Origin of the sequence: Halalkalicoccus jeotgali B3 (genome assembly GCF_000196895.1) — an archaeon.
Taxonomy (GTDB): Archaea; Halobacteriota; Halobacteria; order Halobacteriales; family Halalkalicoccaceae; genus Halalkalicoccus; species Halalkalicoccus jeotgali.
Genome location: NC_014297.1, coordinates 2,762,763 through 2,778,625 on the forward strand (window position 1 = coordinate 2,762,763; position 15,863 = coordinate 2,778,625).

The window sequence follows — 15,863 nt, forward strand, 5'->3', positions numbered from 1 at the left end:
GATGAGCGACGAGGAGATCTACGCCGCCCGACTCGAACTGGTCGACTTCCTGATCGAGGCGCTGTGGGACACCCCGAACGAGGAGTTCGTCGAAACCCTGCTGTCGGGGGAGATACGAACTCCGGAAGGCGTCGACGACGATCTGGATACGGGCTTCGAGAAACTGCGGGCGTACGTCAAGGAAAACGAGGGCCGGGATGTCGAGACGGTCCGCACGGAACTCAAACGCGAGTACACCCGCGTGTTCGTCGGCCCGCGACCCCCGGTGATGGCCCACGAGAGCTACTACCGCGAGGACATGGACTTCCTGGGGACGGGAAAGGCCGAGGTCGAGGCGAGTTACGGCGCCGCGGGCTGGACTCCCCCCGAGGACTACCCCGAAGAGGGCGACTTCGTCGCCGTCGAGTTGGCCTTTCTCAGACACCTGATCGAGCGCCAGCGCAGGGGCGCCGAGGAGGCCTTTGGATACGAACGGGTCTTCCTCGAGGAGCACACGACCCGCTGGATCGACGACTGTGCGGGCGACATCGTCGAGTACGCCGACAGCGCGTTCTACGAGGCGGTCGGACGCCTCCTCTCGGGCGTCGTCGAGTTCGAGGCCGAACTCGCGGGCCAGATGGCGTAGAAGGCACAACGTTTTTGCGCGAGACACGCGCTCAACGGAGTATGGCGCTCAAGACCGCACTCGAGCACAACCCCGTGCTCACGATCGCGTTCCTGCTGTTCGGCGGGTGGCTCGCGATCACGACGCTGAACGTCGCATCGAGCATGGGGCCCGTGATGGGTGCCGACTGGATCGGTCATTCGGGACCCGGCGGAGTCGTGGGACTGGCCGTAATGGTCGCCCTCGGGGTCCTGTTGATCTATCTCTACGCCGAACTCGCCGAATCGGACCCCGCACCCGATAGCTTCCCGCCCGAACGCTGATGACCGGGACCAGCGAACCGATCGCGATCGAGCCGAGCGAGCGCTTTCTCGAGGCCGCCGGCGAATGGGGCGAGCGCCGGATGCTCGACGAGGAGGCGGCGGTCCGCGCGAAGGCCGAACAGGCGCTCTTGGAGATCGAACACCTCGTGTCGGGTGCCACCGAAGTCGAGTTCGCCGTTGAGGCCGGAGTCGTACGGTACGAACCGAGCGAGGAACTGGCGGCGTTCCTCGACGAACAGGCCGCTCTGGCCGGAATCGACCGGCAGACGGTCCTCGAACTGTACGTGAACCTCTTCTCGCGGGTCTTCCTCGAGGAGTAGGGACAGGGTATAAGCGGGTCGAGCGGCACTGTGGAGATATGACACACGAGATCGAGAAGATCGACCTGCGGACCCGGCCGACGATCGAGGAGGTAGACGGCCACGAGACGTGGTCCCACACCGGCCCCCACGTGATCAACACCGGCGTGGTCGACGGCGAGGTCTCGTTCGACCTCGACCCCGAGGACCGCAAAAACGACTAATCGAGGTCCCAGCCGGCCTTTTCGGCGGCCGTTTCGATAGGAACGAACTCCCAGCCCGCTTGCTGGGCGATCCACTCCTCTCCGTTGCAGCCGAGGACGACCATCCGCTCGGCGAAGAACATCGACATCTCGGTGATCTCGGCGAGGCGCTCGGCCGGCCCCGTCCCGGTGCCGTTGAAGAAGTCGGCGTCCACACCGTGAGAGCGCTGGAAGGCGGTGATGACGTGGGCGTCGACCCCGCCGACGATGCCGATCCAGTCGGCGAAGGTCGCCGTCGCGAGCACGTAGCCCGGATCCGCGAGGCGCTTTGCCGCCTCGTAGGTGAGCGCCATCGTCATCTCGTCGGCCCCGCCGCCGTGGGGCCCCGAGGCCTCGGGGGCGTCCCCGGTCGTATCGTGCTCGCGGGCCGCTTCGCGTGCTGAGGTCCCGCCGGCCCCGCCCCGTTCCTCGGGAAGGCCGACGGGCTTGTCCCGGTTCTCGTGGGGGACGTGGGGTGTCGTCCCCTCGGGACCGGACGACTCGGAAACGGTTCTCAATTCGGGCGCCGGTTCCCCGTCGTCCGCCGACGCGTCCGGGCCGGCGTCGGTCCCGAGCGCCTCGGTCTCGTCCTCGAAGTCGCCCTCGCCGCGCCAGAACCAGTCGCCGCGGTTCGGACGTGGCTCGTCCGCCGATTCGGTCTCGATCTCGTCGAGGTCGATACTGTCGGTCACGCGCCATCGCCCCCGTCGAGAGAAGCCAGCTCCAGTCGTTCGAGCGTCCTCAGGATGGGCCGGCCCCGCTCGTCCCAACCGCGGGCGGCGTAGTAGCGATCGAGCAGCCCCTCGAACTCCTCGGGGTCGATCGACTCGCCGTCCGCGGCGGATTCGGTGAGTGGCGCGGGCACTCGGTCGGCCTCGCGGTCGAGCCCCTCGCGGACGTTAAAGAGGCGGGTCAGCGTCCAGACGCGCTCGCCGAGGGTGGCCAGATCGGCCGGCGAGAGATCGTAGCCCAGTTCCGAGAGCCAGGCCGCCCCGAGGTCGGCAAAGGAATCGCCGACGAAGTCGTCGACGATCAGGCTCCACAGCACCGAGCGGCGGTTCTGCTCGGCGATCACGCGCTCGACGCGCTCGTCGTCGCTCCAGTGAGAGAACGGTTCGTCCTCGATGGGGCGGGCCCGGCGATGACAGCCCCCCCGGTCGCTCGTGGCGTAGGCCAGCGCCATCGACCGGGCACCCCGGGGATCGTAGGCGGGCAGTTCCATCCCCTTGATCGCGGGGACGAAGTCCTCGCCGCCGAACGTCGCCGATGCCCGCTCGACCCCGTCGGCAAGCGCCTCGCCGAGCGGGGTGGTGCGGGTGGCGATCTCCGCTAACAGTTCGCGGGCGGCGTCGCGGTCGCCGAAGGCGAGATCGCGCTCGATCAGCCCCGCCTCGCTGGCGCGGATCGCCCACGCGACCGCACTACCCGCCGAGATCACGTCGATTCCGAATCGGTCGCACTGGGCCCCGAGCGCCGCGACCGCATCGAACTCGTCGATTCCCAACCCGGCGCCCAGCGTCATCTGAGTCGCACCCCGCGGGACACTCTCGCCGTCGGGCGTGGGGACGGTGAACCCCCCCGGGATCGCTCCCTCGCTCTCGCGGCCGGTCGCGGCCCCACGGGCGGCCTCGATACCGATCCCCTCGATCCCATCGAAGCGGTTCTCCTGCCAGCCACGGGTCGCCAGCGCACCGACCGCATCGGCGAAATCGACCGATTCGAGGGTTTCACTGGCGGCCTGCCAGCGCCCCGTCTCGTCGTCTACAAAGCGCTCCTCGTAGATCTCGCGCAGATCCGAGTCCTCCGTGGGGCGCTGGCCGCGGGCGACGACAGCCTTCAGTCGCTTTGCCCCCATCACCGCGCCCGCACCGCCCCGCCCGGCGTGGTGGTCGCCACCGTCCGCGGCGATGGTGGCGTAGCTCACCCGGTTCTCGCCGGCGGGGCCGATACAGGCGACCCGACCGTCGAAGGCGCCGGCGGTCGCGGCGGCGTCGGCACCCCACGCGTCGGTGGGTTCGAGGGTCGCTTCGCCGTCCTCGATCGTCAGGGCCATCGGCTCGTCGGCCCGACCCGTGACGAGCACGCCCAGACAGTCCCCGAGGGCGCCGGCGAGCGCGCCGGCGAACTCGCCGCCGCTGTACGAATCCAGAAACGCCCCCGTCAGCGGGGACTTGGTGATCGCGGCGTAGCGGGGTTCGCCCGGGGTACGGCCCGTGAGCGGTCCGACGATGAACAGCAGGGCGTTGTCGGACCCCATAGGGTCGGTACCGGGGTCGAGTTCCTCGAAGAGGTACCGTGCGCCCAGCCCCTTTCCCCCGACGTACCGGTCGAGCCACCGCTCGGGGATCGGCTCCCGCGAGGCGGTTTCGGCACCCAGATCGACCCGAAGCAGGTGGGAGAGGCGGGCCATGTGTAGGGTCCGTAAGAGCTGAAACGTCCATAAACCCTGTCATGGGGACGCCCGCCCGGGAAAACGTTATTCCTATCCTGATTGTCAGTAGCTATCATGGTAGATGACGGGGACGTAAGCGAGCGGGAACTGGCCGTGCTCCACGAGTGTCAGCTCGCGATCGAGTACCTCCATCGAGCGTACGGGAACCTGCTGGCGTTTCACCACGGGGTCGGCCACGCGATGGATCGCTTCGCAGTCGCCGAACGGGAGTTGCGCGCGCTTGGCTACGACGCGCTGGCCGACGAGTTGCGCGACGAGCACCTGCCGGCGGGAGCCGTCGGCGGGACGTGGACCTACGAACTCGTCGAGGCGTTCCAAAGCGGGATGCTGGCGACGGTCGAGGGCTTCGAGCGCGACGTTCGCGAGGAACTGGCCGACGGTACGTCCCACCTCCACGAGCGCAGACAGCAATCGGACTGGCGCGAGCGCGCCGGCTGGGGGGAAGGAAACCGGAAATGAAACCGGAACGCGGCGAAGCGAAAACAGCGTCGTCAGTCCCAGTCGTCGTCCAGCGTGTCCTCGTCGACGGTATCGTCGCCGCCACGCGATCGGAGCGCGAGCGCGATCAGGACGACCACGAGCACGAACGCGACCGTCACGCCGAGTCCGCGCCCCGAGTCCTCCTCGACCTCGCTGTCGGCGTCCGCGACCTCGTCCGCGAGGTCCGACTCGTCGGCCTCCGCCGGGTCCGCCTCGCTGTCGGCGTCCGCCTCCTCGTCGACGGCGTCCTCGCCCACGACGCTCTCGACGAACGACTCGGCTTCGGCCTCGCCCGCGCTCGCGGTAGTCTCGGCGGTTTCGTCCTCCGAGCGAAGCTGCTTGAGGATCCCCGCGAGGGTCGTCACGGCGGTCAGGATCGTGCTGGCGGTCTTCAGTGCGTCCCCGAGCCCGTCGTCGGTTTGAGTGTCGGTCGTCGAGGAGTCGACGTCGACGCCGTCGGTCGCGTCCGCGGTTTCGTCGGCCGACTGCTGGTCGTCGCCGGTGCTGATCAACGATGGGCGATCGACAGTGATCTCGATGAGTGCCATACCCTACCCACAGCGGTCACGTTCTTAAAGGTGCAGGCGGTCCGACGGGACCGTAACCCTCAGGCCCGTCGGCCACCTCCGGCGGGTATGAGCCACACGCGAGGGGGCGGCGCGACCGATGGGGACGACCCCGCGTTGCCGATCAACGAGCTCTTTCACTCGCTGCAGGGCGAGGGGAAACTTGCCGGGGTGCCCTCGACGTTCGTGCGCACGAGCGGCTGTAACCTCCGGTGTTGGTTCTGTGATTCGTATCACACCTCCTGGGAGCCCGCGGGCGACTGGATGGGTATGGAGGCGATCCTCGAAGGGATCGAGGATCACGGCGCGGACCACGTCGTGCTTACCGGCGGGGAGCCCCTGCTCCACGACGCGAGCAGTGAACTACTGGAACGGCTCGCCGAACGGGGCTATCACACCACCGTCGAGACCAACGGGACGATCGTTCCCGACGCGCCCGTCGACCTCGCGAGCGTCAGTCCGAAACTCGCGAGCAGCACCCCTACCCCGGAGAAGGACCCCAAGGGCGAGGGCGAATGGGAAGAGCGCCACGAGGCGCGCCGGATCGACTACGAGGCGCTCGCGACGATCTGCGAGCGCTACGACCACCAGTTGAAGTTCGTCGTCACGGGTCGGGAGGACATGGGCGAGATCACCGACCTGCTCGCCCGGCTGCGCGAGCGCGTCGGGATCAGGGACGAGGACGTCCTGTTGATGCCCGAAGGGGCGACCCGCGAGCGACTCGACGAGACGCGCAATCGGGTGGCCGAGCTGGCGATGGAGTACGGCTTTCGGTACACGCCCCGACTGCACGTGGACCTGTGGAACGACGCGCCGGGGACGTAACCGGTATTCGCACTCGATACGTCTACTCGCCCATGAGCGAAGCCGTCATCCTCCTCTCGGGGGGCATGGACAGCGCGACCGCCGCCTACGAAGCTAGGGAAACGGGCTACGAGATCGCGGCGTTACACACCTCGTATGGCCAGCGCACGGAAGGAAAGGAGTACGACTGTGCCCACTGGCTCGCGGAGGAACTCGACGCCGCGGACTTCCTGCACATCGAAACCGACCACCTCGCGGCGATCGGCGGGTCCAGTCTCACCGACGAGTCGATGGCGGTCGGGGACGCGAGCGAGGGCGAGGAGATCCCCGACACGTACGTCCCGTTTCGCAACGCGAACCTGCTCTCGATGGCGGTCTCGTACGCCGAGGCCCGCGGCGCGGAGGCGATCTACATCGGTGCGCACTCGGAGGACTTCGCGGGCTATCCCGACTGTCGACCCGCCTTCTTCGAGGCCTTTCAGGGGGTCGTCGATACGGGAACCAAACCCGAAACGGAGATCGGGATCGAGGCACCCTACGTCGAGTATTCGAAGACCGAGATCGCAGAACGCGGCCTCGAACTCGGGGTCCCCTACGAGCACACGTGGAGCTGCTATCGTAACGAAGCGCCGGCCTGCGGGACCTGTGATTCGTGTACCTACCGGCGCGAGGCCTTCGAGCGCGCCGGTAGCGAGGATCCCATCGCCTACGCGGGGGACTGACCTGAGCGGGCGATCCGGTGTTCGAGAAACGCCCGAACGCGATCGACCGTAGCGTCCCACGTGGGATGGCGCTCGAAACGTCGGCGGGCGGCGAGGCTCATCGCGGCGAGCCGGTCGCGATCGCTCGCGAGCGCCTCGACCGTCGTTGTGATCGCCCGTTCGTCGCTTGGATCGATGAGGTGGCCGGTGCGTCCCTCCGTGACGAGGTCGCTGGCCCCGCCCGAGGCGGCTGCGAGCGCGGGCAGCCCGAAGGCCATCCCCTCCAGATAGACCATGCCGAATCCCTCGTGGGTCGAGGGCACGGCCAGGAGGTGGGCCGATCCGAGGCGCGCGGCGAGTTCGCCGTCGTCGAGCCAGCCCGTAAAATCGACGCGGTTGGCGAACCCCCGTTCACGAACGAGGTCGCGGACCTCGGCGGCGTACGCGGGGTCGCCCGCCGTGCCGACGACGGTGAGGTGCCAGTCGCCCCCGACGCGCGCCAGTCCGCGGACCAGCGCATCGAGGCTTTTTCGGGGGAGCAGGTTGCCGACGAAGACGACCTCGAAGGGGTCCCGTCGAGCGCGCGCCGTGATCTCCGCGTCGGTCGGGAGCCCCGCGAACCGGTCGACGCCGGGCCACGCGATGAGCCCCGGCGCGGCGGTCAGTTCGGCGACCGCCGCCCGGGTGTGTCGGCTGTTGCAGACGACGGCATCGACCGTCGAGAGGTACGCGCGTTCGAGTTCGCGCGAGAGGCGACGACGGAGCCCCGAGTGCTCGCTGGCCCGGAGGTGGTGGACGATCGAGACGATCGGGTACTCGCGGTCGATCCGGCGGTTCAGCCCCACCAGCGAGGGGTGACAGAGTTCGTCCTGCAACAGCACGTCGAACGGGCGATCGAGGTCGCGCACGACCCGTCGCGAGAGGTTCTGTGTGAACGCGCGCGCCCTGCTCGTCTCGGGCAGCGAAACCACCTCAACGCGATCCCCGCGTTCCCGGAGTCCCTCGACGAGTCGGCGGTCGTAGCGATAGCCCCCCGATCGGGGTTCGAGGTCGCCGTAGACGACCAGCCCGACGTTCATACCGTTCGCTCGTAGGCCGCCCACGCGACGTCGTCCTCGCGGATCCGCACGCGAAGCGTCTCGACCTCGGGAGCGTCGAGGTCCTCGGCCAGTCGGTCGGCGACGATCCGCGAGAAGTGCTCGACGCTCGGGTTCAGTCCCGAGAACTCGGCCAGGTCGTTCAGGAGTCGATCGCGGTAGCGGTCCTCGATCGCGTCGAGCGCGGCGGTCAGGTCGTCGATGTCGAGTAAGTAGCCGTACTCGTTGAGCCCGGGGCCCTCGCATTCGGCGGCGAGGTCGTAATAATGGGAGTGGACCTCGCCCTCGGGACCGGGATCCGGGACCGTGAGGAAGTGCTGAGCGACGAAATCGCGCGAGACGGTGACGGTGTACATGGACCGTGATTGGGCACGAACGAACAAATAGCCCGGCCCCGCGTCGCGTCTCAGGTGTACAGCAGGCGGTGGAGCTTCGTGCGCTCCTGGGCGCGCAGGCGTGGCAGCGAGGCGACGATGGAGTCGTCCTCGCCGCGCAGCGGGCACGTCGAGACGAGGTCGGCGTTCCGGAGGTCCGTTAGCGCCTCGTAGGCGACGGTCTCGTCCATCGAGAGACGCTCGGTGAGGGCGCTGAACCGGACGTTGTTCTGCCGGCTGACCGCCTCGAGGATCGCGAGTCGGTCCTCGACGCTCGCCGCCTGCGGGGCCTGATAGGTGCTCATAGTGTGCTACTGTGGCTCATGGACCTTAGCCGTTTCGGTTAATTAACTACAGTCCGAATAAGCGTTGCATCGGGTCGGCGGCGCGTGGCGGGGGCTATCGGGCGGCATGTCCGGAGGAGCGGCGTCAGTCGTCGGCGGGCAGGGCGCGTTCGACGCGGGTACCGTTGTGGCGACACTCCTCTAGGGCGTGTTTGGCGGCCATCCCGGCGTCGTGGGCGCTCGCGCCCCGTCCCACGCCGACCTGGAGGTCGACACCGACTTCGCCAGAGACGTGGACGATGGCGTCCTCGTAGGCGCTCGCCGGGAGGTCGGGACAGACGGCGATGACGTTGTCGCCGCCGACGAAAAAGGAAAGCGAGTCGTGTTGGCCGTACATGTACCGCATCAACGCGGCGTACCCCTGTTCGATGGCGATGAACGTCTCGAAGGCGTCGACCCGGTCGGTGTAGGTGCCCGTGACGTCGATCACGTCGAAGTGGGCGACCTGGACGCCCTTGGCGGCGCGTTCGTCCTCGTCGAGGACGTCACCCCCGAGGATCTCGGTGCGCGTTCCGTCCTGTGCGCTGCCGGCGGTCTGAAGCACGCCGGTGGCCTCTGCGAGCGCTTCTTGCGGGGTGGTGCCGGTGCCGATCCCCATGCTGACCGAAACGGGATAGCGATTGGCGATCGACTCCTGAATCAGTTCGTGGTCGGCCCAGTCGAGGCCGTTGGTGACGGCGATCATGTTGTCGAAGCGGGCGAAGAAGACGTACCCCCCCTCGCGCCCGATCTGCTGACAGAGGTCGGCGTACAGCCGCGACTGGAGCGTCTGGAGATCGACCTCCCGGCGTGGTTCCGGGGTGACGGTCCACGGTCCGTAGTTGTCGATCTGGACCAGCGTGATCTGTGTCCTCGTCACGATGCCGGTCGTTGGGCCCGGGTCCTTATTGCGTTTCGGAAACGTCCCACCGACGGCGAACGCACCCGGCCAGTCCCCGCAGGCGCTGGACGAACGGTTCGAGGACGGGGTTCGCGCCGACACAGAGGTACGCCGACACCGGTTCGTAGGCCACACCACGCCACAGGGCAAGCGCTATCGCGGTCGCACGGTGGTTGCCGTCGGCGACGTGCCAGGGCACCGCTCCGCGCCGCGTCGAGAGCACCAGCGGCTCCGTGGTCGGCGGATCCTCCGCGAGGCGCTCGATCAGGGGGACGTCGACGCCCGTCTCGCGGGCCAGTTCCCGGGTGTCCTCGCGGTCGATCCGACGGGCACAGCCCCGGATCGTTCCGTCGGGCGAGAGCGCCCCCCAGCGCAACTCGGCGGGCCCCTCGACGACGTGCAGGCGGTCGAAGCGGGCCCGCGAGAGGACGAGTCGATAGCAGGCGTGGGGGGCGTCCCGCCAGAGGAAGGCCGCAGCACCGGGGTTCGATTCCAAAAGCGCTTCGAACGCCTCGCGGTCGGAGCGGTCCGTCCCGCACTCGCCGCTCGACTCTCGCTCGCGGGCGAGCCACGCACGGATCACCGCCTCGCGGGGGACCCGTTCGACCGTCCCGGGACCCGGGATCATCTCAGTGGAACTTGAGTTCGACCCGCCGGCCGTCGGGATCGCGGACGTACGCCGCCCAGTCGCGGCCGTAGGCGCCGAGGCGCTCGCGGGGTTCGCCCGCTTCCACCTCGACGCCGGCCTCGCGCAGGTCCTCGAGGTACGCCTCGATCGCCCCACGGGAGTCGGTCTCCCCGGAGCGAACCAGCAGACAGACGTGTTCGCCACCCACGTCGATGGGCTCGTCGGTGGGCACGAGGTGCAGGTGGCGCCCGCCGGCGACGCAGGCGACGAAGGGCAACTCGTCGTTCTCGAAGGCCTCGCGGTCCCTGATCGGCAGGCCGAGCAGGTCGTGGTAGAACGCGAGGGCCCGCTCGATGTCCCCGACGCGGATCGCGACGTGGTCGACGTCCGAAACCTCGATCATGCGCTACGGTGGGGACGGACCGACAAAACTCCGGGGGAGCGTTTATGCAGCCGACGGTCGTTCGAGGTGTATATGCCCGGAGCCGCGACGGCGGGGGTGGTGTGAGATGGTGGCCCGAGAGCGCCGGCACCTCCACGAGCACGAGCGGGCGTTCCGGCGGTTCACCGAGAACGCCGACGAGGGGTTCTGGATCAGCGATCCGGATTTTCGAACGATCTCCGTCAACTCGGCGTTCGAGGAGATCTGGGGGCGCCCTCACGAGGTGCTCTGTGGCGATTCCGGAGCGGTGATCGAGGCGATCCACCCCGAGGACCGCGAACGGGTCGAGCAGGGGATCACCCACATGACCGAGACGGGCGAGTTCGACGAGACCTACCGGGTCCAGCGCCCGGACGGGACGGTGCGTTGGGTCCACGACAGGGGGTTTCCCGTTTACGATTCGGCCGGCGAGTTCGTCAACATCGCCGGGATCGCGACCGACGTCACCGAGCGCCGGCGGATCGGCGCCGAACTCCGGCGAAACCGCGCTCGCACCGAGCGGATCGTCGAGACGAGTCCCGTGATGTTGCTGGTGCTTGGCGCGGATCGGATCATCACGTTCGCGAACGAGCGCGCCGAGGAGTTGGCCGGGGTCGAGGACGTCGCCGGCACGCCCTTCGAGCGGTTCCCGTGGGAGTTGTTGGGACCCGACGGGGGAGAAAAGAGCGACGAAAGCGACGGCCCGTGGCCCGAGAATCGAGAGCCGGTATCGTCCGACCGCAAACCGTTCGCCCTCGTCAGAGAACGGGAACGCCCGGTGTATGACCTGCAGTACCCGGCGTGGATCGGGGGGACGTTTCGCTGGCTCGACATCAACGGCGCGCCGCTTTTCGACGACGGCGAGTTCGACGGTGCGGTGTTCGCCGTCGAGGACGTGACCGACAGGAAGCGACGCGAGCGGGCGCTGGCGGCGCTCCACGAGAGCTCCCGAGAGATGATGCGCGCCGACTCTTCGGAGGCGGTCTACGAGGTCGCCGTCGCGGCGGCCGACGACGCGTTGGCGCTCTCGCGGGTCGCGTGCTATCGGCTCGAACCCGAGGGCTACGCGCTCGAACCAGCGGCCCACAGCGCCGCGGCAACCGAGTTCGTCGAGGAGAACGACCGGATCGAATCGGGGCCGATCTGGGAGGCGTTCGTCGAGGGGCGTCTCATCCGCGGGACGGGACACGCGGCGATCCCGCTCGGATCACACGGGGTGTTCGTCCTCCTCAACCCGGCCGCGGAGTCGCTCTCGCCGGTGCGGATCCTCTGTAACAACGCGGAGGCCGCCCTCGACCGGACCGACCGCGAGGGCGTCCTGCAGGCCCAAAGCGAGACGCTCAGGCGGGCCAACGACGAACTCGAACGGCTCAACGTCCTCACCGACCTCGTGCGCGACGTGACGACGGCGCTCGTCCGGGCCGATTCGCGCGAGGAGATCGCCGCCACCGTCTGTGAGCGTCTGGCGGCGAGCGAGCGCTATCGCTTCGCGTGGATCGGCGACGAGACCGGGAGCCCGACGGCGTGGGCCGGCATCACCGAGGCGGCGCTCGCGGGGATCGCCGCCGCGGGATCGGACGCGGAGTGCGAACCGCCCGCGGCCCGCGCGCTTTCGAGCGCCGATGACGATCCCGTCGTCGAGGGCGACCTGCTTTCCGGCGCCGATCCCGACCGGCGCGCCGACGCCCTCTCGAATGGCTATCGGTCGGTGGCGGCGGTCGCGCTCACACACCACGGGCGGACCTACGGCGTGTTGAGCGTCTACGCCGACCGCGAGGGGGCGTTTACGGGTGACGAACGCGAGGTGCTCTCGGAGCTCGGCCGGACGGTCGGCTACGCCATCGACGCGGTCGAGGCGCGGACCGCGCTGACCAGCGACGGGGTCACCGAACTGCGCGTGTCGATCGACGACCCCGGGGCCCTGCCCGTCGAACTGGCCGGCAGCGCCGAACTCGACCATCGGGGGCTCGTCCCGCGTGCGGACGGCTCGATCAGCTGGTTCGTCGCCGTCGAGGCCTCCCTCGACCGGGTCCGCGAGACGGCCGCCGAGGACGACCGCATCGAGAGCCTGCAGGAACTGCTCACCGAGGGGACGACGCTGGTCGAGTGTGCCGTGCGCTCGCCGTGTCTGTTCACCCCGTTCGTCGAGCACGGGGCGACGATCACGGCCGTGACGGTCGAGGGGACGCGAACCGTCATCACCGCCGAGGCGACCGCGGCCGACTCGCGGGCGCTCTCGGCGGCGCTCGAACGCGAGTACGACGCCGAACCGATCGGCAAGCGGACCTTCGACCGGCCGCCCCGAACCCGCGAGGAGCGACGCGGGGAGGCGACGGGAAAGCTGACCGACCGCCAGCGCGAGATCCTCGAAATCGCCCACCACAGCGGCTACTTCGAGACGCCCCGGCGGATCACGGGCGCGGAACTCGCCGAGCGACTGGGCGTCAACCGCTCGACGTTCCACCGCACGCTCCGGGCGGCCGAGCAGGCGACGTTCGAGGCGCTACTGGAGTGAGTGCAACCAGTTGCATTCACCGCCGAGTCAATCCCAACAGGTTGCACCCCACCCTTTCGGGCCTGAGGGGTGTATCGACGAGTGACGTGTCCGTTCGGACACGTGTGTCAGAGGCACTGAAAGCGGGGTATCGGGAGTACCTCGCACGTTCGTCCGCGGTATGCAGGGATCCTCCGGACTCCCGTCCGGGGACGGTCGTTGTCGTCCGTTCTATCGAGTTTCCGTTCCGACCGGTCCGTGGACCGCGACCCGCGGGTCTCAGTCGAGAGACCGGGGTGCAGTGAGGCGACGGACCGCGCCGGCCGGGGGGTCGTCGAACCGGTCGGGGTGGAGTGTGCTCGCGAGCGCTTCGAGCGAATCGACGAGCCGGTGGCTCGGGCGGTTGAGGTACGCCGAGCCGTCGACGAGGACGACCCGCCCCTCGCGGACGGCCGTCAGTTCGGACCATCCCTCCCGGTTCCGGAGGTCACCGAGGTTCGCGAGCGTCTGCTTGAGGTCGAACCCGCAGGGCGCGACCGCGAGCGCCTCGGGGTCGTACTCTACCACGGAGTCCCACTCGACGGGCGTCGAGGCCTCGCCGGCCTCCACCAGCCCGTACTCCGCGCCCGCGATCTCGAACAGTTCGGGCACCCAGTGGCCCCCGATCATGACGGGATCCATCCAGTCGATGTCGAGCACGCGCGGGCGCTCGGCGTCGTCCGGGCTGCGTTTGCGGACCGCCTCGACGCGCGCTCGCAGGTCCGCGAGGAGCTCGCCAGCCCGTTGCTCCCGACCCAACGCGCGCCCGATGCGTTCGATATCGACAAGGACATCCTCCAGACTGTGGGGATCGGTCGTCAGGACCTCACAGTCGAGATCGAGTTCCTCGACGGCCTCCCGGACGAGAACGGTATCGACCGCACAGACCTCACAGACCCCCTGGGTGACGATCAGGTCGGGCTCCGCGCGTTCGAGTTCGTCCATGCGGATCTCGTAGACCCCGCCCGCGCGCTCGGCCGCCAGCACCTGCTCGTCGATGGTCGCGCTGTCGGCACCGGCGTCGACCCGCGAGCGCGTGATCGTCGGAAGCTCGCCGACAGCCGGCGGGTGATCGCAGCTATGGGAGACGCCGACGGGCGTGACCCCGAGCGCACAGACGATCTCCGTGGCCGAGGGCAACAGGGTGAGGACGTTCATACCCCTCGTAGGGGGGTGAGTGACATAGCTTCCGGGACCGATGGGGACTTCGGGGCGGGCCATCGAGCCTAGGCCGATGGGACGGTGGACCTACCGGGCGACGGTCATCACGCTGTGTACGCTCGCGTTCTTCGCGACGATGGTCGCCCGGCTGGTCATCAGCCCGGTCCTCCCGGAGATCGAGGCCGAGTTCGGCGTCTCCTCCGCGATCACCGGCCTCGCGTTGACGGGGATGTGGATGGCCTACTCGCTCTCGCAGTTCCCCTCGGGCGTGCTCGCTGATCGCTACGGCGAGCGGCGGGTGATCCTCGCGGCGGTCGGGCTCACGGCGGTCGCGAGCGGCCTGCTCGCGCTCTCGCCGTCGATCCACGTCTTCGTCCTGTTGACGGTCTGTCTGGGCGGGGTCGCGGGGCTCCACTACAGTGTTGCGACCACACTGTTGACCAAGGAGTTCGAGAACATCGGCTCGGCGATCGGGATCCACAACTCGGGGGCGCCGCTTGCCGGCCTGCTCGCGCCGATCGCCGCCGCGGCGGTCGCCGGCTGGGTGGGCTGGCGCTACTCGATCGCGCTGGGGGCGGTCTGTGCGGCCCCGATTGCCCTCGTCTTCGCGTGGAAAGTGAGAGACACCGAGCCCGCACGCCCGAACCAGCCCATGGGCGAGCGGATCGCGCTCGGGCCCGTCATCGAGCTGTTGACCCGCCCGCAGATCGCCTTCACCGCGCTCGTGGCGATCTGTTTCGAGTTCGTCTGGCAGGCGACCGCCTCGTTTCTGCCGACGTTTCTGGTCGCCCACCACGGCTACTCCATCGGGATGGCGAGCGCGCTGTTCTCGGCCTACTTCGTGATTCACGGGCTGACACAGCCGGCGGTCGGCTCGCTGTCGGATCGCTTCGGTCGGGACCGCACCGCGACCGTGTGTGCCGTCCTCGGGATCGCGGGCTACGGCCTGCTGGTCCTCGGCTCCGGATTGCTCGCGATCGCACTCGCCATCGGACTCGTCGGCACGGCCATGAGCTGGGGGGCGGCGGTCCTGCCACGGTTCATGGACCACCTCTCGCCCGAGGAGCGCGGTGCGGGGTTCGGGCTGGTACGCACGAGCTACATGCTCGTGAGCGCGACCGGCAGCGCGGTCGTGGGCACCGTCGCCGACTTCGCCTCGTGGGGTATCGCCTTCTCGGTGTTTCTCCTCTTGCTCTCGGCCGTCGCCTGCGCGCTGGTGGCGAACCGGACGCTGGATCTCGGGCTATAGAGGGGCAGCCTTATGGGAGGGTCGCTCGACACACGATCATGACTCGACCGCACGGCCCGGAGGTGGACGGATGGAACTGACGCTGACGCTGCTGTTGATCGCGGCGACGCTGTCGTTGGGACTGCTCTCGCCGCTTGCGTTCGCGGCCTTCCTGTTCGTGCGGGGACGAAGCGACGAGGACCGGGCGACGACCGAGAGCTGACCGACGTGAGCGAAGATGACGGACCAACGACCACGAGCCGAACGTGTTCGGGACTGTCGTTTCGGTCTATCGGCCCCTTCGTCGGGACGTGAGCGCAATAGAGACCGCAGGCGAGGCGAGCCAGCACAGAACCACCGTGACCGTCGTCTGTACCGGCCACGTCTACACCGCGGTCGGCGAGCACCGCTTTCCCTACACGTTCGAGGGTACCACCCTGCGCGAGTTGCTCGAAGAACTGTTCGAGGAGTACGACATCGCCGACATGCTGATCGCCGAGACCGAGGCCGACGCGACCGCCCACGGCTGGGCGACACCACCCGAAACCCTTCCGGGCACCTGGAAGAAGAACCCCGAAGGCGAGCAGACCCGCGCGTACGCCCGCGTCACGATCAACGGCCGGTTCAACGAACACTACGAGGGACTCGACACCGAACTCGACGAGGGCGACCGGGTGGGGTTGATCTACCCGTTCATGTTCTGCTGTTAGCGTGGCCCGAGTGCCC

General features: G+C 68.7%; 21 protein-coding genes. 11 read left to right on the forward strand and 10 right to left on the reverse strand.

Annotated elements, in window-relative coordinates; translation table 11 throughout:
* Position 1: 1 nt before the first annotated feature.
* From HACJB3_RS14475 to HACJB3_RS20310, 4 genes are read left to right on the forward strand one after another with little or no spacing between them, the layout of a single operon-like run.
* A complete protein-coding gene (locus HACJB3_RS14475; RefSeq protein ID WP_008416466.1) occupies positions 2 to 625 on the forward strand; it encodes a TorD/DmsD family molecular chaperone in 624 nt (207 codons plus the stop codon).
* Positions 626 to 666: 41 nt separating this feature from the next.
* On the forward strand, positions 667 to 927 hold the full coding sequence (locus tag HACJB3_RS14480) for a hypothetical protein (RefSeq protein WP_008416467.1): 261 nt from the start codon (positions 667 to 669) through the stop codon (positions 925 to 927).
* Positions 927 to 1,247: a hypothetical protein gene (locus tag HACJB3_RS14485; RefSeq protein ID WP_008416468.1), complete on the forward strand. Its 321-nt coding sequence runs from the start codon at positions 927 to 929 to the stop codon at positions 1,245 to 1,247. Before HACJB3_RS14480 ends, HACJB3_RS14485 begins: the two co-directional genes overlap by 1 nt.
* Positions 1,248 to 1,285: 38 nt before the next feature.
* Positions 1,286 to 1,450, forward strand: a complete 165-nt coding sequence (locus HACJB3_RS20310; RefSeq protein WP_008416470.1) for a hypothetical protein — start codon at positions 1,286 to 1,288, stop codon at positions 1,448 to 1,450.
* Here HACJB3_RS20310 and HACJB3_RS14490 read toward each other — a convergent pair.
* Positions 1,447 to 2,160: a DUF7124 domain-containing protein gene (locus HACJB3_RS14490; RefSeq protein ID WP_008416471.1), complete on the reverse strand. Its 714-nt coding sequence runs from the start codon at positions 2,158 to 2,160 to the stop codon at positions 1,447 to 1,449. The genes HACJB3_RS20310 and HACJB3_RS14490 overlap by 4 nt on opposite strands.
* Complete coding sequence (locus HACJB3_RS14495) at positions 2,157 to 3,878, reverse strand: aldehyde ferredoxin oxidoreductase family protein (RefSeq protein WP_008416473.1); 1,722 nt, start codon at positions 3,876 to 3,878, stop codon at positions 2,157 to 2,159. Before HACJB3_RS14495 ends, HACJB3_RS14490 begins: the two co-directional genes overlap by 4 nt.
* Positions 3,879 to 3,974: 96 nt before the next feature.
* On the opposite strand from HACJB3_RS14495, the gene HACJB3_RS14500 reads away from it, so the two are divergent.
* Positions 3,975 to 4,379: a hypothetical protein gene (locus HACJB3_RS14500; protein WP_008416474.1), complete on the forward strand. Its 405-nt coding sequence runs from the start codon at positions 3,975 to 3,977 to the stop codon at positions 4,377 to 4,379.
* 32 nt (positions 4,380 to 4,411) lie between these two features.
* Here the strand turns inward: HACJB3_RS14500 and HACJB3_RS14505 are convergent, their stop codons facing one another.
* Complete coding sequence (locus HACJB3_RS14505) at positions 4,412 to 4,948, reverse strand: hypothetical protein (RefSeq protein ID WP_008416475.1); 537 nt, start codon at positions 4,946 to 4,948, stop codon at positions 4,412 to 4,414.
* Positions 4,949 to 5,035: 87 nt separating this feature from the next.
* Between HACJB3_RS14505 and HACJB3_RS14510 the strand changes: the two genes are divergently transcribed.
* Together HACJB3_RS14510 and queC are read left to right on the forward strand one after the other, a co-directional pair.
* Positions 5,036 to 5,791, forward strand: coding sequence for a 7-carboxy-7-deazaguanine synthase QueE (locus HACJB3_RS14510; protein ID WP_008416476.1), 756 nt, complete (start codon positions 5,036 to 5,038; stop codon positions 5,789 to 5,791).
* A 32-nt stretch (positions 5,792 to 5,823) separates the two neighbouring features.
* Complete coding sequence (gene queC / locus HACJB3_RS14515; RefSeq protein ID WP_008416478.1) at positions 5,824 to 6,492, forward strand: 7-cyano-7-deazaguanine synthase QueC; 669 nt, start codon at positions 5,824 to 5,826, stop codon at positions 6,490 to 6,492.
* Here the strand turns inward: queC and HACJB3_RS14520 are convergent.
* The 6 genes from HACJB3_RS14520 to HACJB3_RS14545 all read right to left on the reverse strand — a co-directional run bounded on the left by HACJB3_RS14520 (position 6,477) and on the right by HACJB3_RS14545 (position 10,197).
* On the reverse strand, positions 6,477 to 7,550 hold the full coding sequence (locus HACJB3_RS14520) for a glycosyltransferase family 4 protein (RefSeq protein ID WP_008416480.1): 1,074 nt from the start codon (positions 7,548 to 7,550) through the stop codon (positions 6,477 to 6,479). The genes queC and HACJB3_RS14520 overlap by 16 nt on opposite strands.
* Positions 7,547 to 7,924, reverse strand: a complete 378-nt coding sequence (locus HACJB3_RS14525; protein WP_008416482.1) for a 6-pyruvoyl trahydropterin synthase family protein — start codon at positions 7,922 to 7,924, stop codon at positions 7,547 to 7,549. Before HACJB3_RS14525 ends, HACJB3_RS14520 begins: the two co-directional genes overlap by 4 nt.
* Positions 7,925 to 7,974: 50 nt before the next feature.
* Positions 7,975 to 8,247, reverse strand: coding sequence for a hypothetical protein (locus tag HACJB3_RS14530; RefSeq protein WP_008416483.1), 273 nt, complete (start codon positions 8,245 to 8,247; stop codon positions 7,975 to 7,977).
* Between the two features lie 124 nt (positions 8,248 to 8,371).
* Positions 8,372 to 9,145: a GTP cyclohydrolase III gene (locus HACJB3_RS14535; RefSeq protein ID WP_008416485.1), complete on the reverse strand. Its 774-nt coding sequence runs from the start codon at positions 9,143 to 9,145 to the stop codon at positions 8,372 to 8,374.
* Positions 9,146 to 9,170: 25 nt separating this feature from the next.
* On the reverse strand, positions 9,171 to 9,794 hold the full coding sequence (locus HACJB3_RS14540; RefSeq protein WP_008416487.1) for a hypothetical protein: 624 nt from the start codon (positions 9,792 to 9,794) through the stop codon (positions 9,171 to 9,173).
* Between the two features lies 1 nt (position 9,795).
* Entirely contained in the window at positions 9,796 to 10,197 is a 402-nt protein-coding gene (locus HACJB3_RS14545; protein ID WP_008416489.1) for a VOC family protein, read from the reverse strand.
* Between the two features lie 106 nt (positions 10,198 to 10,303).
* On the opposite strand from HACJB3_RS14545, the gene HACJB3_RS14550 reads away from it, so the two are divergent.
* The gene (locus HACJB3_RS14550; protein ID WP_008416490.1) at positions 10,304 to 12,730 is read left to right on the forward strand and encodes a PAS domain S-box protein; all 2,427 of its coding nucleotides are present in this window, start codon (positions 10,304 to 10,306) and stop codon (positions 12,728 to 12,730) included.
* 258 nt (positions 12,731 to 12,988) lie between these two features.
* Here the strand turns inward: HACJB3_RS14550 and HACJB3_RS14555 are convergent, their stop codons facing one another.
* On the reverse strand, positions 12,989 to 13,906 hold the full coding sequence (locus tag HACJB3_RS14555; protein WP_008416491.1) for a cobalamin-binding protein: 918 nt from the start codon (positions 13,904 to 13,906) through the stop codon (positions 12,989 to 12,991).
* Between the two features lie 76 nt (positions 13,907 to 13,982).
* On the opposite strand from HACJB3_RS14555, the gene HACJB3_RS14560 reads away from it, so the two are divergent.
* The 3 genes from HACJB3_RS14560 (at position 13,983) to HACJB3_RS14565 (ending at position 15,847) form a co-directional block, all read left to right on the forward strand.
* A complete protein-coding gene (locus HACJB3_RS14560) occupies positions 13,983 to 15,158 on the forward strand; it encodes an MFS transporter (protein ID WP_008416492.1) in 1,176 nt (391 codons plus the stop codon).
* Between the two features lie 70 nt (positions 15,159 to 15,228).
* On the forward strand, positions 15,229 to 15,360 hold the full coding sequence (locus tag HACJB3_RS21100) for a hypothetical protein (protein ID WP_008416493.1): 132 nt from the start codon (positions 15,229 to 15,231) through the stop codon (positions 15,358 to 15,360).
* Between the two features lie 88 nt (positions 15,361 to 15,448).
* Positions 15,449 to 15,847, forward strand: coding sequence for a MoaD/ThiS family protein (locus HACJB3_RS14565; RefSeq protein WP_049934602.1), 399 nt, complete (start codon positions 15,449 to 15,451; stop codon positions 15,845 to 15,847).
* The last annotated feature ends 16 nt before the right edge of the window (positions 15,848 to 15,863 follow it).